At 37.2% G+C, this 21010-nt stretch carries 23 protein-coding genes; 5 read left to right on the top strand and 18 right to left on the bottom strand.

The window, feature by feature from the left end; all coding sequences use genetic code 11:
- Positions 1–76 precede the first annotated feature (76 nt).
- From trfA to AACX38_RS12605, 3 genes are all read right to left on the bottom strand, one after another.
- Positions 77–490 carry a plasmid replication initiator TrfA gene (gene trfA, locus AACX38_RS12615; RefSeq protein WP_228864467.1) on the bottom strand — a complete coding sequence of 138 codons (414 nt, stop codon included), beginning with the start codon at positions 488–490 and terminating at the stop codon, positions 77–79.
- Positions 491–650: 160 nt separating this feature from the next.
- Positions 651–1070, bottom strand: coding sequence for a hypothetical protein (locus AACX38_RS12610; protein ID WP_228864466.1), 420 nt, complete (start codon positions 1068–1070; stop codon positions 651–653).
- Positions 1071–1257: 187 nt separating this feature from the next.
- A complete protein-coding gene (locus tag AACX38_RS12605) occupies positions 1258–1539 on the bottom strand; it encodes a hypothetical protein (RefSeq protein WP_228864465.1) in 282 nt (93 codons plus the stop codon).
- A 523-nt stretch (positions 1540–2062) separates the two neighbouring features.
- On the opposite strand from AACX38_RS12605, the gene AACX38_RS12600 reads away from it, so the two are divergent.
- The 3 genes from AACX38_RS12600 to AACX38_RS12590 all read left to right on the top strand — a co-directional run bounded on the left by AACX38_RS12600 (position 2063) and on the right by AACX38_RS12590 (position 3792).
- Positions 2063–2722 (top strand): AAA family ATPase, encoded by a 660-nt coding sequence (locus AACX38_RS12600; protein WP_228864464.1) that lies wholly within the window; start codon positions 2063–2065, stop codon positions 2720–2722.
- Positions 2715–3050 (top strand): hypothetical protein, encoded by a 336-nt coding sequence (locus AACX38_RS12595; protein WP_228864463.1) that lies wholly within the window; start codon positions 2715–2717, stop codon positions 3048–3050. Before AACX38_RS12600 ends, AACX38_RS12595 begins: the two co-directional genes overlap by 8 nt.
- Positions 3051–3537: 487 nt before the next feature.
- Complete coding sequence (locus tag AACX38_RS12590; protein ID WP_228864462.1) at positions 3538–3792, top strand: hypothetical protein; 255 nt, start codon at positions 3538–3540, stop codon at positions 3790–3792.
- Between the two features lie 131 nt (positions 3793–3923).
- On the opposite strand, the gene AACX38_RS12585 is transcribed toward AACX38_RS12590, so the two are convergent.
- From AACX38_RS12585 to AACX38_RS12550, 8 genes are all read right to left on the bottom strand, one after another.
- Entirely contained in the window at positions 3924–4799 is an 876-nt protein-coding gene (locus AACX38_RS12585) for a protein RepA (protein WP_255712058.1), read from the bottom strand.
- A 708-nt stretch (positions 4800–5507) separates the two neighbouring features.
- Positions 5508–7160: a hypothetical protein gene (locus AACX38_RS12580; protein ID WP_228864461.1), complete on the bottom strand. Its 1653-nt coding sequence runs from the start codon at positions 7158–7160 to the stop codon at positions 5508–5510.
- Between the two features lie 285 nt (positions 7161–7445).
- Positions 7446–8477 (bottom strand): hypothetical protein, encoded by a 1032-nt coding sequence (locus AACX38_RS12575; RefSeq protein WP_228864460.1) that lies wholly within the window; start codon positions 8475–8477, stop codon positions 7446–7448.
- Positions 8470–10128 carry a portal protein gene (locus AACX38_RS12570; protein WP_228864459.1) on the bottom strand — a complete coding sequence of 553 codons (1659 nt, stop codon included), beginning with the start codon at positions 10126–10128 and terminating at the stop codon, positions 8470–8472. Before AACX38_RS12570 ends, AACX38_RS12575 begins: the two co-directional genes overlap by 8 nt.
- Positions 10129–10350: 222 nt before the next feature.
- Positions 10351–10839 carry a hypothetical protein gene (locus AACX38_RS12565; protein WP_228864458.1) on the bottom strand — a complete coding sequence of 163 codons (489 nt, stop codon included), beginning with the start codon at positions 10837–10839 and terminating at the stop codon, positions 10351–10353.
- A 5-nt stretch (positions 10840–10844) separates the two neighbouring features.
- The gene (locus tag AACX38_RS12560; protein ID WP_228864457.1) at positions 10845–11744 is read right to left on the bottom strand and encodes a hypothetical protein; all 900 of its coding nucleotides are present in this window, start codon (positions 11742–11744) and stop codon (positions 10845–10847) included.
- A 222-nt stretch (positions 11745–11966) separates the two neighbouring features.
- A complete protein-coding gene (locus AACX38_RS12555; RefSeq protein WP_228864456.1) occupies positions 11967–12290 on the bottom strand; it encodes a YacL family protein in 324 nt (107 codons plus the stop codon).
- A gap of 7 nt (positions 12291–12297) precedes the next feature.
- Positions 12298–13095, bottom strand: coding sequence for an EndoU domain-containing protein (locus tag AACX38_RS12550; protein ID WP_228864455.1), 798 nt, complete (start codon positions 13093–13095; stop codon positions 12298–12300).
- Between the two features lie 367 nt (positions 13096–13462).
- On the opposite strand from AACX38_RS12550, the gene AACX38_RS12545 reads away from it, so the two are divergent.
- Complete coding sequence (locus AACX38_RS12545) at positions 13463–13723, top strand: hypothetical protein (protein ID WP_228864454.1); 261 nt, start codon at positions 13463–13465, stop codon at positions 13721–13723.
- Positions 13724–13797: 74 nt separating this feature from the next.
- Here the strand turns inward: AACX38_RS12545 and AACX38_RS12540 are convergent, their stop codons facing one another.
- The 7 genes from AACX38_RS12540 to AACX38_RS12510 all read right to left on the bottom strand — a co-directional run bounded on the left by AACX38_RS12540 (position 13798) and on the right by AACX38_RS12510 (position 20530).
- On the bottom strand, positions 13798–15528 hold the full coding sequence (locus AACX38_RS12540) for a hypothetical protein (RefSeq protein WP_228864453.1): 1731 nt from the start codon (positions 15526–15528) through the stop codon (positions 13798–13800).
- Positions 15503–15814: a hypothetical protein gene (locus AACX38_RS12535; RefSeq protein ID WP_228864452.1), complete on the bottom strand. Its 312-nt coding sequence runs from the start codon at positions 15812–15814 to the stop codon at positions 15503–15505. The genes AACX38_RS12540 and AACX38_RS12535 overlap by 26 nt, the downstream gene beginning before the upstream one ends.
- A 4-nt stretch (positions 15815–15818) precedes the next feature.
- Positions 15819–16862, bottom strand: a complete 1044-nt coding sequence (locus AACX38_RS12530) for a defense against restriction DarA-related protein (RefSeq protein ID WP_228864451.1) — start codon at positions 16860–16862, stop codon at positions 15819–15821.
- On the bottom strand, positions 16859–17461 hold the full coding sequence (locus AACX38_RS12525) for a defense against restriction DarA-related protein (RefSeq protein WP_228864450.1): 603 nt from the start codon (positions 17459–17461) through the stop codon (positions 16859–16861). The genes AACX38_RS12530 and AACX38_RS12525 overlap by 4 nt, the downstream gene beginning before the upstream one ends.
- A gap of 110 nt (positions 17462–17571) precedes the next feature.
- Positions 17572–18366, bottom strand: a complete 795-nt coding sequence (locus tag AACX38_RS12520; RefSeq protein ID WP_228864449.1) for a coiled-coil domain-containing protein 30 — start codon at positions 18364–18366, stop codon at positions 17572–17574.
- A gap of 3 nt (positions 18367–18369) precedes the next feature.
- Positions 18370–18807 (bottom strand): phage tail protein, encoded by a 438-nt coding sequence (locus AACX38_RS12515; RefSeq protein WP_228864448.1) that lies wholly within the window; start codon positions 18805–18807, stop codon positions 18370–18372.
- A gap of 4 nt (positions 18808–18811) precedes the next feature.
- On the bottom strand, positions 18812–20530 hold the full coding sequence (locus AACX38_RS12510; protein WP_228864447.1) for a hypothetical protein: 1719 nt from the start codon (positions 20528–20530) through the stop codon (positions 18812–18814).
- Positions 20531–20772: 242 nt separating this feature from the next.
- Here AACX38_RS12510 and AACX38_RS12505 point away from each other — a divergent pair, with 242 nt between their 5' ends.
- Entirely contained in the window at positions 20773–21009 is a 237-nt protein-coding gene (locus AACX38_RS12505; protein ID WP_228864446.1) for a type II toxin-antitoxin system CcdA family antitoxin, read from the top strand.
- The last annotated feature ends 1 nt before the right edge of the window (position 21010 follow it).

Below are 21010 nucleotides of genomic sequence, written 5' to 3'. Positions count from 1 at the left end.
CCGAAGCGCCTGTTCCCAGAGATTGACAGGTGAGGCCATAGGACACCTCCCTTGGTGTTAGGAAGATAGAGAGTCATCATGACACAATATGGATCACGGCTGTAGTACTAGTGATCAGACCTTCTAAATTGGCCTGACTCAAGCGGCGCATACACTGTAACAATCGATCGTAGTAAAATGGTGTTCTGGCCCATCCAAGAGATTTCATCAATTCAGAACGCTTAAATATTTGTTTACCAGATACATCAGCACCACGGGCATAGTGCAGAAGTTCCAAAAAAACATCTAGATCATCTTGACGCAACTCAGTCCCCATGAATTGTAATTCCATTGGAGAATCACTACCATCAATCATGCCTAAGATAATCGGTTTGGTATAACAATTACGTTCTTTGGAAGTACCTACTGTGAATAGTGCATAACGAGCTAATTCATTTGGAAGACATCTAACCGCTTTTGCCCACGGTTTTTCAATTAATTTTATTGGCATTGACTTACCTAAACCAGAACAGCAACCAGCTGAAAAAGAAAACAAATTTAGCTTGTTGATCACTTAATTGGCCGGGAATGATCTGCATTGGTTTATAAAGGTGGCAAGCCGTCTTGCTCTTTGGCTTCATCATCGGAATCCTTCTTCCCTGGGATATTACTTATTTCTTTTGAATAACCGCTGCAAGCTCTGCTTCCAACTGGCTTAAGATAGTGCGTTCTGAACGTAAAGTGATTTGAACGCTATTAAGGCGTTCTTCGCGTTCTTTAATTTCACGACGAAGCTGTTCAGGATTTCGAAGTTCAGGCTCAGAGATAAACTCATGTTTGTTTTCTCTAAGCTGTTCAAGAAAAGGACTGTGGTAATCTTTGATAGCAGCAGCAATGTTAATCCGCTCATAAGCTTGCGGATTAACATTACGACAAAATTTGTGCAGGATCTCACGGCAAGCAGCATATTTCATGCCATTAATAGCCGCGACATCTGCTGTTTTCGCGCCTCTCAAAATGGCAACTGCAATTTTTTCCCCTAAATGATGTGTAATTTCACGTTCTTGTGTGATCTCTGTAATCTTGTCCATTCCGATTTAAACCTTCCAACGTCACCGCTAATTCATGGTCTAACGCCCTACTTCAAAAGCGCTTTTAAATGCCACAACAAATTTTTATCTTTTGCTATGCACTGTTTACCGTTTTTAGCGATGACGAGAAACAACAAAAAAATATTGTTTAATCTTGTTTCGGCTGGATCAAAACTTCGCAGATCAATCAGACTTCAAACTCAATATCACCAGACTCTATACCCTTGAGCACACTTTTTCCCATATCGGTTAGTGTAATCATGGTAGGAGTACGTCGCATGGCCGGAATCTGTTTTCTTTCAACAGTGATAAAACCTTGCTTGGTTAGGGATTCAAGTATTTTGTCTTTCCCTGCGGATTTGATACCAGCATTGACATTAAGGCGTCGAGTAAGATTGGTCATGGCGATAGTATTCTTTTTTTCCTTTTTGAGAATTACAAGAACACGTACCTCTACGTTTTTTAGCATGTTGAAATCCATCAATATTGTTATCTAGTTGACAATCATCATCATGCTACATGAAGGACGCACACTCACCAATCACCAACTGCCCATCCTTTGCTAATCAAAAAGCAATCAATTACCCTTTTAATTAATTTATAAATTAACATTATGATTATAATCATAATTAATCTATTAATTACGTTATTAATTACGCTTTTAATTACCATACATCAAAGCGTTAGCTTCTGTCTACCTTTGTTACAAATTGGCAGTTATACGTATCTACCAATGGCCCATATAACTTTCTTCGAAAATTAATAAAAAAAAATTTTAACTTCGTAAAAAATGTGGGAAGAAATGCTCTATCAACTATAAAAAACCAATTATCAGCTAAGAAATTCAACGTTGACTGATTAATCCTCCGTTACACGATTAAATGCAAAATAAATACTCAATAGATACCCATATAGTATCTTTATAGTGTTTCATGAGTATCAATAAATTTTTGATGTGTTATTATTAGCTCACACAAAAGAAGGAGACGCTCATGATCATTTTAGTTTTTGGGCAAAGAGGCGGAGCAATGAAATCAATTTGCTCTCAAAACTTGGCCGTTGAACTAGCACACCGAGAAAAATCAGTTTGTTTAGTTGATGCAGACCCAGGTGGCACTACAACCAATTTTGGCTCTTATAGAGAAGAAGAAGGTGTTGAACCAGCTATTTTCTGCGTCCAGAAAAAAGGCAAGATAACGAAAACAATTCAAGAGTTAGATACTAAATACGACTTTGTAATTGTGGATGTTCAAGGAAATATAGACCGCACCCGCACACAAGAAATGCGAAGTGGATTAGTAGCTGCTCATATTGCGCTTGCACCATTTAGACCGACTCAAGATCACAGAGATAGTATTCTTGATGTTCAAGATCTCATTGATGAAGCTAAAGACTTTAATACTGGCTTAAAAACGTTTTGCATGATCTCGCTTGCCCCGACCCATACAGCGCGAGAGCAAGACATTCTATTCACAAAACAAGTTCTCAAAGAGCACAGCACGATGAATGTACTTGATACCGTTGCTTACAACCGTGTTGTTTACAGTGATGCGTATGCGGTAGGCCGTGGTGTACGAGAAATGAACGATATTAAAGCCAAAGCTGAAATGGATAGCTTGGTGACAGAACTATTGGAGAAAGCAAATGGCTAATAAAGACAAAAGATTCAGACAACCCATTCGTAAACATTCCGTACCAGAGAAAGATATTGATTCATTCATTGATGGTAAAACTCATACTGATAACCTTGAAGATACAAACGAACAAGTATGGTATGAAACCCTTGAATCCAGTGATAAAACAAAAGCCTCTGAAAAACCAGTTCATATTAATGTAAATGAATATTATCGCGAATGGGGTACGAAACTTGCTGAGCTTGATTCCCAATACGCAAATCGTAAGCATTTATACCAAGTGTTGATATTTGAAGGCATGAATAAACTCATCGAAAAGACACTAAAAGAACAAAAGAAAAAGTAGGCATAATTTAAACAGGGTTTTCTCAGCCCTGTTTAAAATTTTGCAACTACTTTTATCGGTCAGTAGTAATAAGGGCTCGCGATTAATTTCAAATTTATTTGTGAGCGAACAGGAAAAGATAAACGCGTGGCTGGCTGTTTTAATTGCGAGATCTCATAGTTAAGTTTCTGTTCAAATAGCACACTTTTTCAAGTTAATGGTTTAAGTTATCCCACTACGACACACCCAAGTTATCAGTCATAACCATTTGTAAACTATCCCAAGTTGAAATTAGCAGTAAGTTGAAACGGGAAAGGTCGAACAACAAACCGAATATGAGATAATCTCTGGGGAATGAGTAAGAGCCTAGCACCAGCTATGCTGGAGTATAAATGGAGCTTTTTCCAGACAACTGATTGATATCCTATCCTTATCTATCCCATTACGACACACCTACCTCCTAAACGGTCATACAATTGTGTTCAGTAAAATATCAGGTGTTAAGGGTGTGCCGAAACGGGAAAGACTGGATATTAATCAAAGGTGGGCTAAAAAGGGAAAATGCCTTTTAATCAGAGTGAATGGTGGAGATGAAATCCTGTCTGTACGCAATCTGAAGTGTAAACAACGCCCTTTTACAGATAAAAAATTGAGTCTTATCTCACACAATCCCACTACGACACACCCAATAATTAATGACTTCAATGCGCTGGTCATTGCCAACATAGCTGGTATTAGTGGTGTGTCGAAACAGGACAACTAAATAGTGGGCCGAAATGGAAACTTGTTAGTACGTATCTTAATGTACAGTACGTACAGTGCTCTGATAGGGGAAGTGGACGTTTATTACTTACTTATCCTACTACGACACACCTTTTCCTCATTAGACATCCACTACTCTAATTGGAGTCCCTTCAGTTTTGGAGATCTAGAATGAATAATCACGTAAGGAACTCTTCCACGAGAAACTATACTATGTGTCAAATACCCAATTTCCTGAAGTTGTTGCAGTGCCTGCTTAATAATTCTGTTTTGCTCTTTAACAGAGGACAGCAGTTCTAATCTCTCTCTAAGGCGCTCAAATGAAATTGGAGCAGGATTCAATGGAAGACTCTCGATATAAGTATATAGAACCTGCGCAACCTCTTTACGGGTTAATGCGTGTATCGGCTTATGGCGTAACAATACGGTATAATCCGCTTGATACAATTCCCATAACCTCTGGTCAGCTTCCAGTTCGACACAATCTTTTTCAAAATCAAAAATCCCTGTTTTCAGTAAGCCCGTAGACGCCACACGTTTTATCCCATCTGAACCTGACTTCGTAAACGTAATGGTTTTACCGCGGATGCGAGGCAAAGAGTTAGCAATACTCTGCCTTAACCGTTTGTCAAACCTCTTCGATTCAAAAAGACACATCCCGGCAAATTCATGGAATGACAATTTAATGATATTCGATTGCAAACCGTATTTACTAAATGCCTGTATGATGCCAATCCAGACCCTGAAGTCCATCGTCATATTAAGACGCTCACCTGTAATCTTCACATGGTCGTATCCTTCACGTCGTGAAAATTCCAAATTTTTGAGTTCAGAGGTTGCATCAATAGTTGTTTGTGCACCTTTTGCAGCACGGCTGGCTGGCACAAAAACATTCAATCTCATTAATGCAACAGGTTGTACTGTGGCACGAGTAGTAACTGTGAGTTTATTGTTACTACTTTCAATATCAGAATTAAGAATTTCATCAAAAAATAATTGATTAATCATATGGTTATACCAATTAAGATGTTCCTTTTTACTCACTATGAATAACTTTCGGTGCTTCCCATTTCGACACACCTATCTTCCCAATACTACCCACCTTTTTCCTGTTTCGACACACCTTTTTCCCATTTCGACACACCTTTTTCCCATTTCGACCCACCTCAATGCTTTGAAAGGCTTGTCCTGTCTGGCCTGCGAGAGACGGGGATCAGTTAGGTCTATATAGGATCAGTATAGGATCAATATTGGGATCTAATCATAGGATATGTGGATAAGTTTTTTTAAACTTCAGTTCATACACTCGTCCAAGAAAACAAAATGAACATGTGTTAAAAAATTATCGGCCTAAACGAGCTGTAAAGCATTGTATGACTTTTTTATGTTATAGGTATGGAAAGGAGCTACATATGAATAAAAACTGCTGAGAATCGTTTCTACGCTGAAAAATCTAATAGAGAAAATTCATATGGCAAAGATAAACCTTAACGATAGAACTAAAATAATTCTTGAATTTTACTCTTGAAAACATCTCTTACAGAAATTATCTTAGACCGACAACTACCTGATTGCAAAGTAACCACACCATAATACTAAAAACAAGCAATATATTAAATACGTAACCGAAAAGGTATATAATTTCTTCCATTTAATGATTGATTTGGTGTCTAAATATGTATAAAGACACCTTATTAGTAATATTTACTTTAAAATTTAAAAATCATGTTCAAATAATACTTCACCAGCACACTTATATTGATATATATATATATCAACCATCAACTGATTATTTACAGCATTGTTAATAAATTCTAATTTCCAAAATCCCCTATCTATCGCATTAAAACGTTTACTAATTATGCTATTTTTGGTAAATTTTTTACCAAAATTCAAAAATTGACCATCAGCTCCATTGTTATTCAATCTAATAATTACATCTTTATTCTGAATAGAATTTTCTCTAGGAACAATACTAACAATTACGCTATTCGTTCTTTCATGAATCAAAAATCCAGTCTCATTAAGAGATTGCCACGATGTTAAATCAAAGTTATGAAATTCAGATATTCTTGCCATACTCTTATTTTCGATATATTTCTGGTCATCTGGAGATAATCTATTATATATACCAATTCCATTTAAAATTACTTTTCCATTACCTTTAAATATTCCATTAGAAAAATCGTGTGTATAGATATTTTCAGCACTGATTATAGCATCTTCTTGAGAAAGAAAAATTTTCTGTCCTTCTGTTAAGTTTAGAGATCCGATTCTTAAAACTGGAAAATCAGCATTTATTACCATTAAACCTATAGGATAATTTGATTTACTTCCTTTTCCATTGCCTTCAGTGTATATATCTCCTAATGTTGAGTTAATTCCCTTTCTAGCTAAAATACCTACACCATATGAATTTTCTGCACCAAGATAATCAAATGCACATGAATTTGCTGACCATATTATTATTCCAGAACCAGCATATGCATTATCAGTTGGATGATACTTATCATCTATACCAGAATAGTTACTTCTCATATTTAATAGACTACAGGCATTAACCTCTTCTAACCCTCTTTCTTTAAACAATTTTTTACCTATGACAATACCATAGTTCATTGCATCACGAGATACGTGGTTAGCCAAATTAACATACCAGCTAGCCAACAAATTTGTATTTACAAATTTTGCAGATTGAGTCGTAACATTGATAAATTTAGACTCATTTGTAGTTAGCCTAATATATAAACAACAATCCCAAGTTTCATTACCATTAATAGTACAATTACTAATTCCGGTGTGAGATAAATATTTTGGTTCATCTTTGCTATTAATTGAAGTAGAACATGATCTTACTACAGATTTTCCTGTGCCATTAACATTAGGGGATCCAAATAATCTAGTTGTTCTTTCGCCTTCACCTTCAAACCTAACAAAATTTACCATAACCAGTTCATCTTCTAAATAATAATCACCAGCTGGAATATGAATAATACCACCTCCTCTTTTTTGTTTACTATCTCTAGCTAGATTAAAACTATCTATAGTTCTAGATTCTTCAGTCATATAATTTAAGACATTGTCTATATCATATCTATCTAAAGTACCAACACAAACCCAATCATCATTAGGTTCAGGATGCTTTACAATAACTGGATAAGGCCCAACAATGTTAATATAAAATAAATCACCATATTTCATTGCTTCTTTATTATTATTAACCTTTCCATCAATGATAAAATTACCTACCCTTCTAATTGCATTTACTTTATCATCACTAGAAACCATACTGGAAAAAAAACTGGACATTATTTTATCCTTATCTTCACTTTCGATTTTTTTGCTTAAATTAGATAATTCTCCTGACATTTATTCTGCTCCATGTTATTTATTGTTGAATTATTAAAAATAAATCATGTGATTTATATTACATCTGATTTTTCACTAAAACACTTTACATCATTTAACAAAGTAATATAATTAATTGTTCTTGTATTAAATTCAATACAAATATTTATACCATAAAATGGTTTGTTTGTTTAAAAAACTAATACTTGAAAATTCCCCGTCGCTTGCGGCGAGGATGTTTATTAAAATCCCTAATAGACTTTTAATTAAAAAGCTGGCAAAGCCAGCGATTCGGCTAATGTATAATTAGCTATAAAATCCAGTATCCAAAGCAGCATTGATGCTAAACGCATCATCTTGGCTATTCATCGCTTGAGAACCTTTATCTTCAATCTGTTTAACAAACATATTTTTATGCTGCTTAATTGGCAAATATTGGGTATTAATATTCGCCGTATCCATGATCATTTGTATGATAACTTCCATATCTTGCTTACTATTGGCATTAATCAACGCATCAAGTACTTGATCATTAATCACAATATGGCTGGTATTTTGTAGTTGCTTGAAAAACTGTTCACGATTTGTATTTTCTGTTTCCAGTGTTTTTACTTTTTCAACAGTATCATCTAAAAGATGTTGAGTTTTCTGTTTTTCTTCATGTTGACTAGCAATAATTTGCTGGGCATCTAGAACCATTTCCCGGTAGTGTGAAGCTTCAAACGCTACAGAGTTATTGAATGAATCCAGAACTAATTCGCGTTGTGCTTCAGGAACACCTGCACTAGTCAGGTTGTCTAGCACGGCTTGACGATCATATTCGTCATCCGCTGAATCAAGAACATAACCACGATTAGTGGCGAATAAGGGATTATGAACATAGTCAAAACCATAAAAACCATTAATAAAGGTATTACTTCCCAATTTCCCACCACCACAGGCCCAAGAAAATCCACCAATACGGGAATTATGTAAACCAAGTAGCTTACAGCCTTCATCGTTATCTAATATTTCTTGAGTGTGAGTGAGATTACCTTCATCATCGATTGATAACTCAATAGTGACATTAGAAGGAATTGCGTTGACAACGGTCATTTGTCCATTTGGCAGTTGAACAGGCAGTGTTTCACCAAGAGTCAACTTGCCAGACATTTCTCGTAGCCCATGAGAAACATAGCCAACCAATTCACGTAATCTCAGTCTTTCTTGAACTTCAGGGGAGTTCAAAACAGTTTTTACGTTATCCAGAATGTACCCTCTCTGCTTACCAGTATATTTACGACCAGTGTCAAAAATATTGAAATGGCATGTAATTCGTTGCAGGATGTTTTTAGGCATTTTCTTCTCCCATCAGCTCAGCAATGCAGCTGTAGATCATAGTTTTTAGTTGATTTTGTCTTTCAGGATCAGATACAGAGTCCAGAACCTTATCGATTTCATCTTCATCACCCTCTTTAGCAGCTTCAATAAGCTGCTTAAATGTTTCTTCATTTACACGGAGAACATCTGTGAACAGCCAATTTGAGGTCTGCTTAAAATCAAATTTATTTAATTCTGGATCCAGCATCTGCATAAGGGTGACAACCGAAGTTGCAAAATTGATTCGGGATTCACGTGCTGTAGCTTCTTCTCGTTCAAGTACGTTATTTAGGCTATTGAATTCGATACGCCAAGGCTTATCCATTTCGGTGTAAATTTTCCCCCATTTCATGAGTACATGGATTTCACAAAGACGTTCAGCACCAGCTTTAATGGCTCTTCGAATTAAATTTGATTTAATGGCGGCAACCATTGATTGCGTCCACCATCCCCCTTCACCCAGACCACCACTCATGTCTTCAGTAAAACCAACTAGTGATTTATCGACACCCAAAGCACTACAAAGTCTGTTTACGTGAAAATTGACATCTTCAATGTGACTAATATTGACGTCCGATTGTTCGGTTTGAATATTAATTTGCCCTGAACCATCTGATGTTACTGGCAGAATATGATTATCAATCGTTGATATGTGGCCACGCTTTGCGCTTCGCTTAGCAGATAAGTTACTCTTGCGCTTTAACGCTCCCAGTATGGTGTTATAGTATTTAGCGGCGAGAGCTGGGTTTTTTTTACCGGTTTGTATAGTGATAAAACGATCGCGTTTCGCTGCGTTTTTACGTGCTGAATTGAGAGCAAGAATTGCCTCATTTAAGTCTACCCACGGATCATAAGCCGAACGGAGTAAGCTTGAACCGTAGTCTTGTGTTTCGATAGGCTCTTCGTTGAGATAATCATCATCGTTAATATCAAAAGCTAAAGGGTTTAATCTCACTGGCTCAATGAGCGTACTATTGTGAGCATCCCATTTCGGGATTTTGAATGGAATGAATTTCCACGGTTCCATAAGCTCAGCAACACCTTTCTTTTCAAGGCTTCGTTGATACTTAGATGTATATCCGCATAAAAGGCCAGCTCGTTCGTAACAGCGGATATGGGCTGGATGGGTATAGTGATCAAATCTAATGTGAGTAATACCCTTTTTAGGCTCAATATAAGGGCGTACAAAGCTAAGGCCATACTTAGCCGCTTGAAAAGCTATTGCCTCTGCATTTTCATTGAGCCAGCGTCCTACAGTGTCTCTCAGATCCTTTACTATCTTGTCATCAATTCCGTCTTTTGTAGAAGCGATAAACAAGATTTCTCCGGTATCCGTTTTCGCTGACAAGGCATTGGCAACGTGCATTTTTAGAGCGCTATCAATGGTTGGATCAACAGACATTTCTTCAAATTTCAGATAGCTGGCCCGTCGATTATGTGGAAATGGAGTAATGAGGCTTTCGGTTTCCGACTCCCCTTGATTGATGTTATTTCCTATCAGTTCATCAAATTTACTTGCATCTTCATAATCAAATCCAGATTCTGCTAGTTCTAGGTGACCGTGATAGTCATCTTCTTTTTGGCCTCGGAATAATCGAGCGAGTAACCCCTTTTTTTTGTTCTCTGCCATGATTCTCTCGCCTGTTAATTAACAACGAAAGAGTAGCGACCAGGCCTCAGTGGTGCATCAACACTGTTTTGTTTTATGTAAGTGTTAAATAGGTATCCAATGAGTATCTATAATATACCCATTGGATATTGAGAAGTTAAGTAATAATAAGAAATTCAAGTTTTAAATTTTTTAACAACATCATTATATGTTGTCTGACAATCAACGGATTGAATATATGACCTAATTTTTTGATAAGCCGAGGGGGATTAAATACATTTTCTCAAACCATTCATAATTATAACTTAGCATATCTTTAATCATGTTGTCTGAGGCTAGTTCATCATAACGTTTCTTAATATTTAAAATTACCTCTTCAGAAAAATGTCTTCTAAATGGCGTTTTACTATACATATCCAATCCCTCCATAGCTGCTTGTAATACTGGAGCGGACATATTCAGGACATTTTCTTGTACATAATTAATACTATATTTTCTGTTTAGATTAAATAAATGAGAAAGACAACTTGAATCTAAATAAGTATCACCTACTTCTGGTGACTCTAGAATGAGCTTACAATATTGTTCACATAGTTTCTTATCTATTCTCGATAATTTAATGAGGACTTCAGCAGCTTCATCATCGGGATTATCAAAGGAATTAATATCCAAATAACCATTTTGTATATAACTATCTAATTTTTCTATCAATACTGCAACGTTTTTGTCCATCTAGATTACTCCTTGAATATCCCTGTTGTCACGGTTGTAAGGCGTTTTGAACCATCAGGTAAAATTTTCCATATTGCATTGATACGAACGAAATAACCATTACCATTGAGGCTTTCTAATACAACGGAACTTTTACAATTTTCGATTGTGACATTTTTGGTTGAATCGAGTAATTTATCTATTATCAGTGTATTGTTTTCTTTCGTATCATAAACCCCGATAGTTTGCAGGTTCACAGCCATAATGCGAGAGCGATTTAGTCTTTTAATATTTTCCTTTATATACTCTAACTCATCATTTTTAGCTGGATCTTTAGCAAAAGCACTTTGATTATCCCTTTTCTCATTTATCAAAACGTCCCGGCGAGTATGAAGTCCTTCCCAATCTCCAGCTGCCTTACCTCGCAGCCATGATTCGATTTTATTAACAGGAATATAGGTATCACCTTTTACCGCTGTAAGATGTTCTGTGCCATGTGCATCAGGTAGCAGCTTAATTTCAAAATTCTCATAGCCTGAAGATTTTTTTTGAGTTGATACGTCATTTTTGACAATATTTTTAACAAAAGCAGATTCTAATTCATTTATATTTTTAGCATTTAGTAATAATTCTATCTTTTCATCAACTGAATCATCAAAAATGACGAAATTATGAGCAGACTGTAAGTCAACAGCCATTTTTTCAAATTTTGGGTAGTCAGCATGGCGATTATGTGGGAGTGAAGCCCCTAAGATTTCAGTTCCAGCTTCCCTTTGATTACTGTCTTTCCCTATCAGTTCGTCAACTTTTTCTACATTCTTATAACTAGATACTGATTCTGTGAATGATAACGAATCGCTTGGGTTGCTATCTTCATTACTCCGGACTAATGGAGATAGCAATTCTATTCTTTTGCTCTCAGCCATGACTCTCTCGATTGTTAGTTAACGATCAGAGAGTAACTGTCAGGAGTTACTGGCGCATCAACACTGTTTTGTTTTATACAGTATTTATTAGGTATCTATCAAGTATTTTTAAAATACTTGATAGATATTTATAATGTGTTGTTAAATACAACTAGCTAGTGAGGTGAATCATTCCGCATGGTTTAGGTAAAAGGACAGTTGTTCATTAGCTGAAGAATATCTTTAATGCTTATCTTTTCTCAAAAGCAAGTCCTTCCATTTATCAAGATAGTCTTTAAATTCTTCTATAGTTGCGATCTTGAGGTTTTCCTCTGTGTATTCATTAACGATTTCAACACCATTTGGCTCAATAATGACTGTATGAGCATTACCTGTACCTTCCCATTTTGGGATCTGCCCATTTTTTACTGAATCGCAGGCGGAAAGATAATTATTAACACTGTATAAACTGCCTTGAATATCGTCATTTAAAAACCATGCGATAAGATGATGTTCTTGTTCCGCTTCAGCACAAGAATAGCCATGTTCATCAATATAATATTTCATTTTCTATTTAAATCTCATAACGAGGGAACGCTGTATTGATGTTACCATTTTTATCTAAATAACCCCCAATTTTTACACCACTTGGTGATACACCTTCCCATCTGTAACCTTGAACCTTAGCATTTTTGTATGCACTTTTAATTTCTGATATTATTTTCTGACGATCCCAAGACAGTGGGAAGAAAGTAGATTCAGGACCTTTCTGTACCCATTTACCTGTTTGAGAATTGAATATTTCAATTCTTCCACGATAAATTCCTTTAGAATTAGGTGGATCGATAATCTCGGCAATACGTGCTTTTCCTTGATAGCCAATTCCTGCTTCATGATGGAAGCCGACCGCATTTCCTTTTCTATTTATATCCCCATGAAAAACATGTTCAACATTAATGATGGCTTCGCGCGTTTTGGTTCTATCAACTATCAAGCTAGATTCGAGGATAGGCTTTTTAGTATTTTGCTCAAAAAATTGAGTAAAGGCAGATTCTAATTCATTTATATTTTTAGCATTTAGTAATAATTCTATTTTTTCATCAACTGAATTATCAAAAATAATGCAATTATGAACAGGCTGTAAGCTAACCGCAATTTCTTCAACATTTAAGGAGTCAGTACAGCGGTTACGTGGAAGTGAAGTACCAAAAATTTCAATTCCAGCTTCCCTTCGATTACTGTCTCTTCCTATCAGTTCGTCAACTTTATAACCAAATACTGATTCTGGGAATGCTAACGAATCGTTTGGGTTGCTATCTCCATTACTCCGGACTAATGGAGATAGCAATTCTATTTTTTTGCTCTCAGCCATGACTCTCTCGATTGTTAGTTAACGATCAGAGAGTAACTGTCAGGAGCTATTGGCGCATCAACACTGTTTTGTTTTATACAGTATTTATTGAATGCTTATCAAGTATTTTTTAGATACTTAATGAGTATTTATAAAGTGATATGAACTATTGTTCAATTTAGATGGGGACTTTTATGAGCTGACTGAGTGTGCCTGATTCAAATAATTTAGCTAGTCCACATTGATTACTAAATATTGGCATAGTATGTTGATTAAAGTTAACTTAATGTGATGGTTTCGTTATTTTATTGTAGCGGGGTGATGTATTTAGGCTATCTAATGAACCTGCTTTGTTATTACTTTTATTTTTATCAGGTGGATGTTTTTCATGGAAAAACTATTTGATACTGACTGGTCCGGAGCAGCCCTTTCTCTTCAGGACTTTTCTCTACCTATGGAAGCTTTCCATTCCCTTGGAAACCTGAATGGTGATTTATCTGAGGTGGTTCAAACCCGACTGGAAAACATATATACGGATGTTCAGAACCGACGAAATTTGTCTCTGGGGTATCGTGATGCCGGTTTCCCTTTGTGTATTGGAGGTTTCCCTGAACTTTTCCCAGTTTGGCGCGAATCTCAAAGTTCATGAGATCCTCTCCACAACTAAACGACAGGGCAGGAAAACTGCCCTTATTTTTGAATGGATTAAAATATAGAAAAGTATTATATAAGTGGTAAATAAGTATTAATCTGATACCAATCTGGAGCTCGATTATGACAAGCAAGAAAGAAAATATCTTGTTGTGATAGTTTGATTTCTCTAATATTCAGCTCATGCAGATATACAAAAATTTCTGCTTGTAATTTCGTTTTGAAGAAATGTTGTTGAACTTGTTTCCCATCTTCTTCATGAACCTGTACACTAAATATCTGTCTGTGTTGTTTTATCGTCACTGCCGGTACTAATTCACAGTTACCAAGTGTTTGCTTCCAGCCCCATTCATTGTTAAATGTATCGACCACCTCTTTGCAGGTTTCCCTTTGCCAGGGGAGATCTTTTACTATTTTTTTCATTGCAGATATGAATGCTGTATCGGCTAATTGTCTAGAAAACTGCTTTTTTTGCCTTTGAATCAGGATATCATTAATCCCTGTCATCATACCTATCATGAGAGTGAACATGTTTTTATCACTATCATAGAGCGCATACATCTTCTCTAATGAACAAAACTGTTGCATGCCCATAGATGCAACCTCAGTTGCTCCACTTTCATAAATTTTGCCAACATATGGAGAGTAAAATCTGTCAGGAATGGCTATCTCATCATTCTGATATGAACTGTTGTTTGTCAGTTCACTTAATCGTTGAGGTGAGCTAGAAGCACGATTTTTGATGAAGAGTTGATTAGTCAATTTTATTGATTCATCGGTTTCCAATAGGTGACTCATTTCATGGAACAAAGTTAGGCGGTCGAAATCATTATCAATATCGATAGTTGCAGAATTAATTATGGCACCGGCGCGCTGGCTTCCTGTAGTCACAATACGAACAGTGTCTAATCGCCCATTAACTAGCTGATAGTATGTTGCCATATCTCGACGTACCTCGAACTCTGGGTAGACTGATTTTCGCATTCTGGCGATTGCTGAGGGGGTAATCTCTTGAGAATTGGCCCATAGTTCAGCATCTTCTTGGGAAATGATAGAGCGTGAAAGCAAAGCTTCATAAATATCTGACATCAATTCTGTGCCAAGAACCTTTTTTTGCTTTTGATGGGCTAGAATCTGTTTTTTGGCTACATCATCTAGTTCTTGCATAGACGTTAATAAGAATGGATCTATCTGGATTTGATATGCGGACTCAATAGCTGAACGGGTCACCTCAAATTCAGACATCAGAGCGTCATTTTTCCCATTCTCCCTGATTTGACCGATAATCTCTCTGGCTTGCTCTGCTAAAGGAAATATGCACTCATTCTCCAGAGTCGTCAGCTTTTCATTCACAATGGGGTTGCATCTGAATATATTGTGTATCTGATCATCAAGTTCTGATATGAGCTGAGCTTTATTGGGGCTTATGACATCATTGATGAAAAGCTTTCCTTGTTCCAGCCAATGTAGATACTGAAGTTCATCCAAATTTACAGGAGGAATGTAGGCTTGTTTCAAACTGTTAAGGTTTATGCCTTGTTCAGCAAAGTTGTATAGTCGGTTGTCTTTGTAACGACTCAACTCTATTTGTAAAAAAACAATATCACGCCAGATTTGGTATTTTTCTAGCTCATCTTTGGCATTTATCAGTTTTTGTTTTAGGGCTTTGGCTTGGTAAAGCTGTGCATTTTTTACATCGTTAAAAGCGTCAAGAAAAACGGCACAAAGGCCGTCTATTTCATTTGATGCGTTAATGGCTGAGATAACTATCTTTTTTTTAGGCCAAGTGTCTTTTTGCAACATAATTAACGACAGGTTGCTTTACGGATTCGAATTCGCCGGATTCTTGGGATATATCGCGCACGATAGCAATAAACTTTTCTGGTTCTAGATAGTCAAATTTTCCATTAATCAACTCAGCCAACCGTAAAGCAAACTTAGGTGTTCTACCGATGATTTGGGCACGAATAGATTGAATTTCTTTTACTAATTTAAATTTTTCTATGCTTTCAACAGACTCATTTTTTATTTGTTGCCTGAGTTGGCGAATTTGTTTAGCGAGCTTAAGTTTTGTTACACTTGATGGCATGTGTTTATTCCTGTTTTTCGTCTAACTCTACATATTTTTCAACTGCAGAGCCAATCAGGGCGTCGAATTTATCTATTAACCCTAGTTTTTCTAACTCGTAATTGGCTTCTTCTATCATCTCCAGTACACCATCAGCAGCAACATTATCATGTAAACCATTAATGATATTTTCTAATGTTAGTATGGCCATTAGTTTACTATTTTGTTCACCTTCTGGTTCTGGTCTGACAATTTTTAGCTCTGCAATCTTTGTTCTTAGATCATTGTTGAAATTTTGGCGAAAGGCCAGTTCATTAGATTTTATCGAAATTATATGATCTAACTCGTTGTTGCGTTCTTCTAGAATGGAAATCTCAGTTGTGATTTGATTTAGTTCATCCATTAAAATATTGGATTGCTCTTGTAGATAAGCTAAATGTTCACGTGCTTCTGTTACCTCTTTTTGTTTGACCTGAAAAACTTCAGAATTAGCAACGACAAGATGACTTAAGCGTTTGGCAATTGTTGGTAGTGATACTTCACGTGCTTTACCTTTGCCCATTTCAGGTGTAACAGCCTGAGTAATGTCTCTTTTGTTTAATAACCAACGAAAAGCAATAACTACATCATCTGGTTTGAAAACTTTTGGGTCTTCATCGGGGGCATGAAAAACTATAGTAATAGCCTGACCATCACTCAAAGTAAATTGTACAGCGATGGTAGCAAATAAATTGTTTTTCTTAGGTTCGCCAATTTCATTGTCGATCACAGTAATGCCATTACTGGATAAAAATCGATTTAGTGCACGTTCTAATGCTTGTATGGCACGAGGGAAACGAGCATAACTGGTTGTGACCGCATCGAGAATAAAACCATTCTGGCGAGTCACTGACTCTCCTTTAATGTAAGCTGCATCTAATACTGCTAGGGATTCAGCTTCCATCATGAGACGGGATTGTTCTGGATCAGCAGTAAGCTGATATATAAGATCATTGATTTGGGAGCGAGTGAAACCTTTCGCTAATGGGTCCGGCATAGCGAAAACCTTTAACCCTTGAGTTGGATTCATGCAATATGCTCCTCTAATTGTTTTAATTCTGCTTCAAGCAATTCTGTAACTGCGTATTCCTGCGATAATTTTTCAGTTACATCAGATTTTTTTTTCTCTTTTTCCTGCTGCGCTTTTTCTAATGCTGACTTGTGCTCACGCTTTTCTTTAATTGCCGTTTCAAGTTCTTTGTGGTCTAGAATGGCAAGTGCAATTTGCGCTTTTAGTGATGTTTTAGCTCGGCTTGAGGCATCTTGGCTGGTGCTATTTGCTCGTGTAGCGCGTTTTTGCAGAGTATTTTGGAATTGCTTACTGTTATTCCTAATTTTATCGGCAATTTCTGCAACAGCTTTTTTCAGGTCATCGACATGTTTAACCGGGATAACTCTGGTATTCAATCTCACCTGAAAGATCGAGCCTTGCGCAGTGGCTTGTAGTGTGAGTTTTTGCCCATCAGTAAAGTGCAGTGTCGCTTTTTTAGTTTGTACTCCTGATAGGCGTATGGGTTTATTGTCTGCTTCAATTTTTGTGATTTGAAGGTCATGGCGATTGAATTCATCAATCACTTTTTTAAGCCCTTTTTCGTTAAATTGAGCATAGTCGAAAGATAAGTAATTCACGGGAACGCTCCACGCTGTGATTGTATTGCTGACAGTCTGATGGTAGAGCGCTAAAGTGGGTGGTGCATCAACAGTAAAATTTACTCCCTCAACGAATGAGGGAATATAGTTTACATGCTAACTTTTTTATTAAGTTGGTTTAATTCTTCTTGGAGTACTAAGGTTCGACGACCATTGTCTATCGTATAAGCGGCTAATTCCGCTACAATATTATTCTTGAATTGGTTTAAATCTTCCTGAAGTTCCAATGTGCGGCGCTCATAATTGGTAGTAGACGTCGCCAGTTCGGAAGTAAATCGCTTCCTAATCTGATTCAGTTCTTCCTGAAGATTTAATGTCTTATGGCTTTCGGCAATATACTTTTTCTTAAGTTGATCTAACTCTTCCTGAAGATTTAACGTTCGCCGGCCATTATCGATCGTATAAGCTGCCAACTCAGCAAAATCAGCGGCAGTTACGGGTTTTGATGGTAAAGCAAGCTCAATACTGTTTGTTGGCACTGATGTGGATCCAGCAGAAAGCGCTACTTTGGCGAGCATAATTCCATTACCGGGCACTGTATCACGAACATAAATCCCGACAGATGACGCTTGATTCATGGCATATTGCGCTTCTAATATGACAAATTGCGTTTTACCCGGTGTCAATGTAAGTTGTTTGGTTATATGCTCTGGCATTCTTGCTGTCAGTGAATAATTTCCTACTTCCAGTACAGCGATATTTTGCTCACCATTACCCGTAATCTCTACATTAAGACCATTTTGGGGTTTAACAATAAAACCTGAATAGACCCCTTTAGGCAGCAGACCATGCAGTTTTTGGTTCATCGAAGCCCCGGAATAATTTTCTCGCCATGCAGTATCTATTCTTAGGTCATTCGTTGGTTGTTGAGGAAAGGTATTCATTCATCACTCTCCTGAAATTGGAAAGTTAATATATGGATGAGTATTAATGCCTTCTTCTGGTGTTACCCAATCAGGTAGATCAATGCTTACAGCAACTAAATCACCATCAGCATCATACAGACCGGTTTGGCTATACTGTTTAGGTTCAGAAATGGTGTTTTCTGGCATGATGCAACGGAACAACAAACGCCCTTGTGCCCAAACAATATCTTCTTTAGCGTTAATATTCCCCTCATAAAAAACATTCTTGATGTCGTTATTTGCTGAATTAAAAGGTGATAAAGCAGGTGGGCTTTTACTGTTATCTATTAGCAAAGGATCGTGACCAAATTTAAACTTCATGATCTTGAACTGCGGAGCAAGCCCTGCAATAGAAAGAGCATTTTTTTCGTAAAAACGAGGCAGCAGTTCTGCAATTTGCCAGGGTTGATTTGTCGACATAACGCTAACTCCAAAGCGGTGTATCTAATGGTGCAAAATCAGCTGGGATTTCATCAAATCCCAACCACGGGTTCAAATTAATCTGATTTGGCTGACTGAGTTTAAAAGGTAATGACGAGTTTTTTCTCTCTATGCAGCTATAGGTGATTTTGTAAGTTATCGGGCAATATGTGTGAGTCTTTTTCTTCTGAGCTGTACTGTGTAAAACAATACGAGTCTGAAACGAACGTAGTTGTGCTCTATGCTGCTTCATTGGTGGTATGGCATCACCATCTAGACCGGAGACTGAAACCGTTCCAGTCGATGTAATAAGAGCTAAATCCAGAGACCAGTTTGTGCCAAGCTGATAACTCATCCACGTAGGTTTCATGACCGAACGATTAAGCCCATGCAGAGGATCATCCGTAGGAACACTGTCAGAAGGAGCCTCGTCAAACCGATAATGCATATTGAAGGTCAAATATGGATATCGGACAGCGGATAGAGATGCACCCGTAAAAGGTGTTTCTGCAAGAACAAAGGGCGTATGTCGTAAAGAATGAGAAAATGCCTGAATTGCGCCTATTTTGTCCCCTTCTCTGCCAGAGAACAGTATTTTACGGCCGTCAATATCAACGAATAGATCCAGTGACCAATCCGCACCAAGCTGATATCCCATCCACGTAGATTTCAGTGTGGTACGACCAAGTCCATGCAGGGAGGCATTTGTAGGGAGGCTATCAGAAGGATACTCATCAAACCGATAATGCATATTAAAGGTTAAATTTGAATATCGGGCAGCGGACAGAGATGCACCTGTAAAGGGCATTTGTTCAAGATCGAAAAGCGTATGGCGTAATGAGTTGGAAATAGACTGAATTGCACTTATTTCATCGCCTTCTTTACCTGCTAAGGGTATCCGGCGATTGCCAATATTAACAAACAGATCAAGCGACCATGATATGCCAAGTTTGTAGTCAATTCGGTTACTGGTGATACATGTCAAATGCTCTACATATAGCGGACTTTCATCAAGCCAAGGCACATCTGCCTGACGCTCATCAAACGATACTGTCAGCCGGAAAAACATGTTGTTGCCATGACCAACAGTTTGCCTTACAAGATGATGGTTTAGGGCTTCATAATAAAAATTGATAGAGAGAATGAAATATTCACCATCATAGACAATATGAGATGGACGAAGCCGCTCAATCTCTCGTTTAGCTATGGTAATAAACTCGTCTTTTGTCATTCCAAGACAATGTAAGTGAGTTAAATCTACGGCTATTTTTCCGCGAGATGTCATCCAAAAATCATTCAAATTCCATGAATTCAGATTAATTTCCTGTTTTGTAAACAGGTTATCTATCACATAAGGAAGGCTACGATTTGAGTAAAGCGGCTCCCATGTTACGTTTAAGCCAGCAAAGTTGACTTGTAATGAATTGACAAAGGGGACTATGGTATTTTTTTCGTGGATATTAGCTCGTTGCCACGAAATAGATAAACGCTTGCTTGATACGTCTATTGGGAGAGCTGTATCGAAATAGTCTCCGAATTCAGCAATTTTTTGATTAAGGTGTGAATTGTTGGCCGTGAAGATGTTTTTACCATCTTCAAGGGTTTGTAAATTAGCAAAGAAATAGGTATCCCAGAATTCTTCCAATGCTTCAGCTAGCGCTATCCACTGGGTAGAACCTTGCTTGCTTTTTGTCAGACGTTCAACTAACCATTTTTCAGCCACAGGAAAACCTCACTCAATATATCGAATGAGGTTACGGTTTCAATTTAAGACCTGCCACGACAAAAAGATTTTTTCACCGATTAAGGCATTAGGTATGTACTTGTGAAGTATATCTTTAGTGTTTCTCAAGCATGTATTTAGGCATGAAGAATGCTAAATAAACCGAAAACGCCTGCTTTTAGAACTACAATTCGTGTATATGTACGTGTATATTACACGTATATTAATGGTGGAGGTCAATCATGACAGCAAAACAAAGAAACACACAGAGCGTAACCATGACCATAGAACGGGGATTACTGAGTCGGGCACGTGAAGCTGGTATCAATTTTAGCGCAACACTTTCCGCTGCTCTGGATGCAGAATTACGTCATTATGAGGCGAGGAAATGGCAAGAAGATAACGCAGAAGCTTTAGAGGCATTAAATCGTTTTCATGATGAACAGGGTTGTTTCAGTGATGAATACAGGACGTTTTAAT

The sequence above is a fragment of the Xenorhabdus sp. PB30.3 genome, assembly GCF_963895965.1.
GTDB lineage: Bacteria > Pseudomonadota > Gammaproteobacteria > Enterobacterales > Enterobacteriaceae > Xenorhabdus > Xenorhabdus stockiae.
The sequence above is the reverse complement of the archived record's forward strand: the minus strand, read 5'-3'. Positions and strand labels throughout refer to the sequence as shown.

What these genes read in the sequence shown, in the direction of transcription:
- AACX38_RS12515 (WP_228864448.1), bottom strand. Translation starts at nt 18,807, where the DNA reads ATGTCGACAAATCAACCCTGGCAAATTGCAGAACTGCTGCCTCGTTTT.
- AACX38_RS12580 (WP_228864461.1), bottom strand. Translation starts at nt 7,160, where the DNA reads ATGTCAGGAGAATTATCTAATTTAAGCAAAAAAATCGAAAGTGAAGAT.
- AACX38_RS12540 (WP_228864453.1), bottom strand. Translation starts at nt 15,528, where the DNA reads ATGTTGCAAAAAGACACTTGGCCTAAAAAAAAGATAGTTATCTCAGCC.
- AACX38_RS12595 (WP_228864463.1), top strand. Translation starts at nt 2,715, where the DNA reads ATGGCTAATAAAGACAAAAGATTCAGACAACCCATTCGTAAACATTCC.
- AACX38_RS12550 (WP_228864455.1), bottom strand. Translation starts at nt 13,095, where the DNA reads ATGGCTGAGAGCAAAAAAATAGAATTGCTATCTCCATTAGTCCGGAGT.
- AACX38_RS12610 (WP_228864466.1), bottom strand. Translation starts at nt 1,070, where the DNA reads ATGGACAAGATTACAGAGATCACACAAGAACGTGAAATTACACATCAT.
- AACX38_RS12560 (WP_228864457.1), bottom strand. Translation starts at nt 11,744, where the DNA reads ATGGCTGAGAGCAAAAGAATAGAATTGCTATCTCCATTAGTCCGGAGT.
- AACX38_RS12555 (WP_228864456.1), bottom strand. Translation starts at nt 12,290, where the DNA reads ATGAAATATTATATTGATGAACATGGCTATTCTTGTGCTGAAGCGGAA.
- AACX38_RS12575 (WP_228864460.1), bottom strand. Translation starts at nt 8,477, where the DNA reads ATGCCTAAAAACATCCTGCAACGAATTACATGCCATTTCAATATTTTT.
- trfA (WP_228864467.1), bottom strand. Translation starts at nt 490, where the DNA reads ATGCCAATAAAATTAATTGAAAAACCGTGGGCAAAAGCGGTTAGATGT.
- AACX38_RS12545 (WP_228864454.1), top strand. Translation starts at nt 13,463, where the DNA reads ATGGAAAAACTATTTGATACTGACTGGTCCGGAGCAGCCCTTTCTCTT.
- AACX38_RS12505 (WP_228864446.1), top strand. Translation starts at nt 20,773, where the DNA reads ATGACAGCAAAACAAAGAAACACACAGAGCGTAACCATGACCATAGAA.
- AACX38_RS12535 (WP_228864452.1), bottom strand. Translation starts at nt 15,814, where the DNA reads ATGCCATCAAGTGTAACAAAACTTAAGCTCGCTAAACAAATTCGCCAA.
- AACX38_RS12570 (WP_228864459.1), bottom strand. Translation starts at nt 10,128, where the DNA reads ATGGCAGAGAACAAAAAAAAGGGGTTACTCGCTCGATTATTCCGAGGC.
- AACX38_RS12520 (WP_228864449.1), bottom strand. Translation starts at nt 18,366, where the DNA reads ATGAATACCTTTCCTCAACAACCAACGAATGACCTAAGAATAGATACT.
- AACX38_RS12530 (WP_228864451.1), bottom strand. Translation starts at nt 16,862, where the DNA reads ATGAATCCAACTCAAGGGTTAAAGGTTTTCGCTATGCCGGACCCATTA.
- AACX38_RS12605 (WP_228864465.1), bottom strand. Translation starts at nt 1,539, where the DNA reads ATGCTAAAAAACGTAGAGGTACGTGTTCTTGTAATTCTCAAAAAGGAA.
- AACX38_RS12565 (WP_228864458.1), bottom strand. Translation starts at nt 10,839, where the DNA reads ATGGACAAAAACGTTGCAGTATTGATAGAAAAATTAGATAGTTATATA.
- AACX38_RS12600 (WP_228864464.1), top strand. Translation starts at nt 2,063, where the DNA reads ATGATCATTTTAGTTTTTGGGCAAAGAGGCGGAGCAATGAAATCAATT.
- AACX38_RS12585 (WP_255712058.1), bottom strand. Translation starts at nt 4,799, where the DNA reads ATGATTAATCAATTATTTTTTGATGAAATTCTTAATTCTGATATTGAA.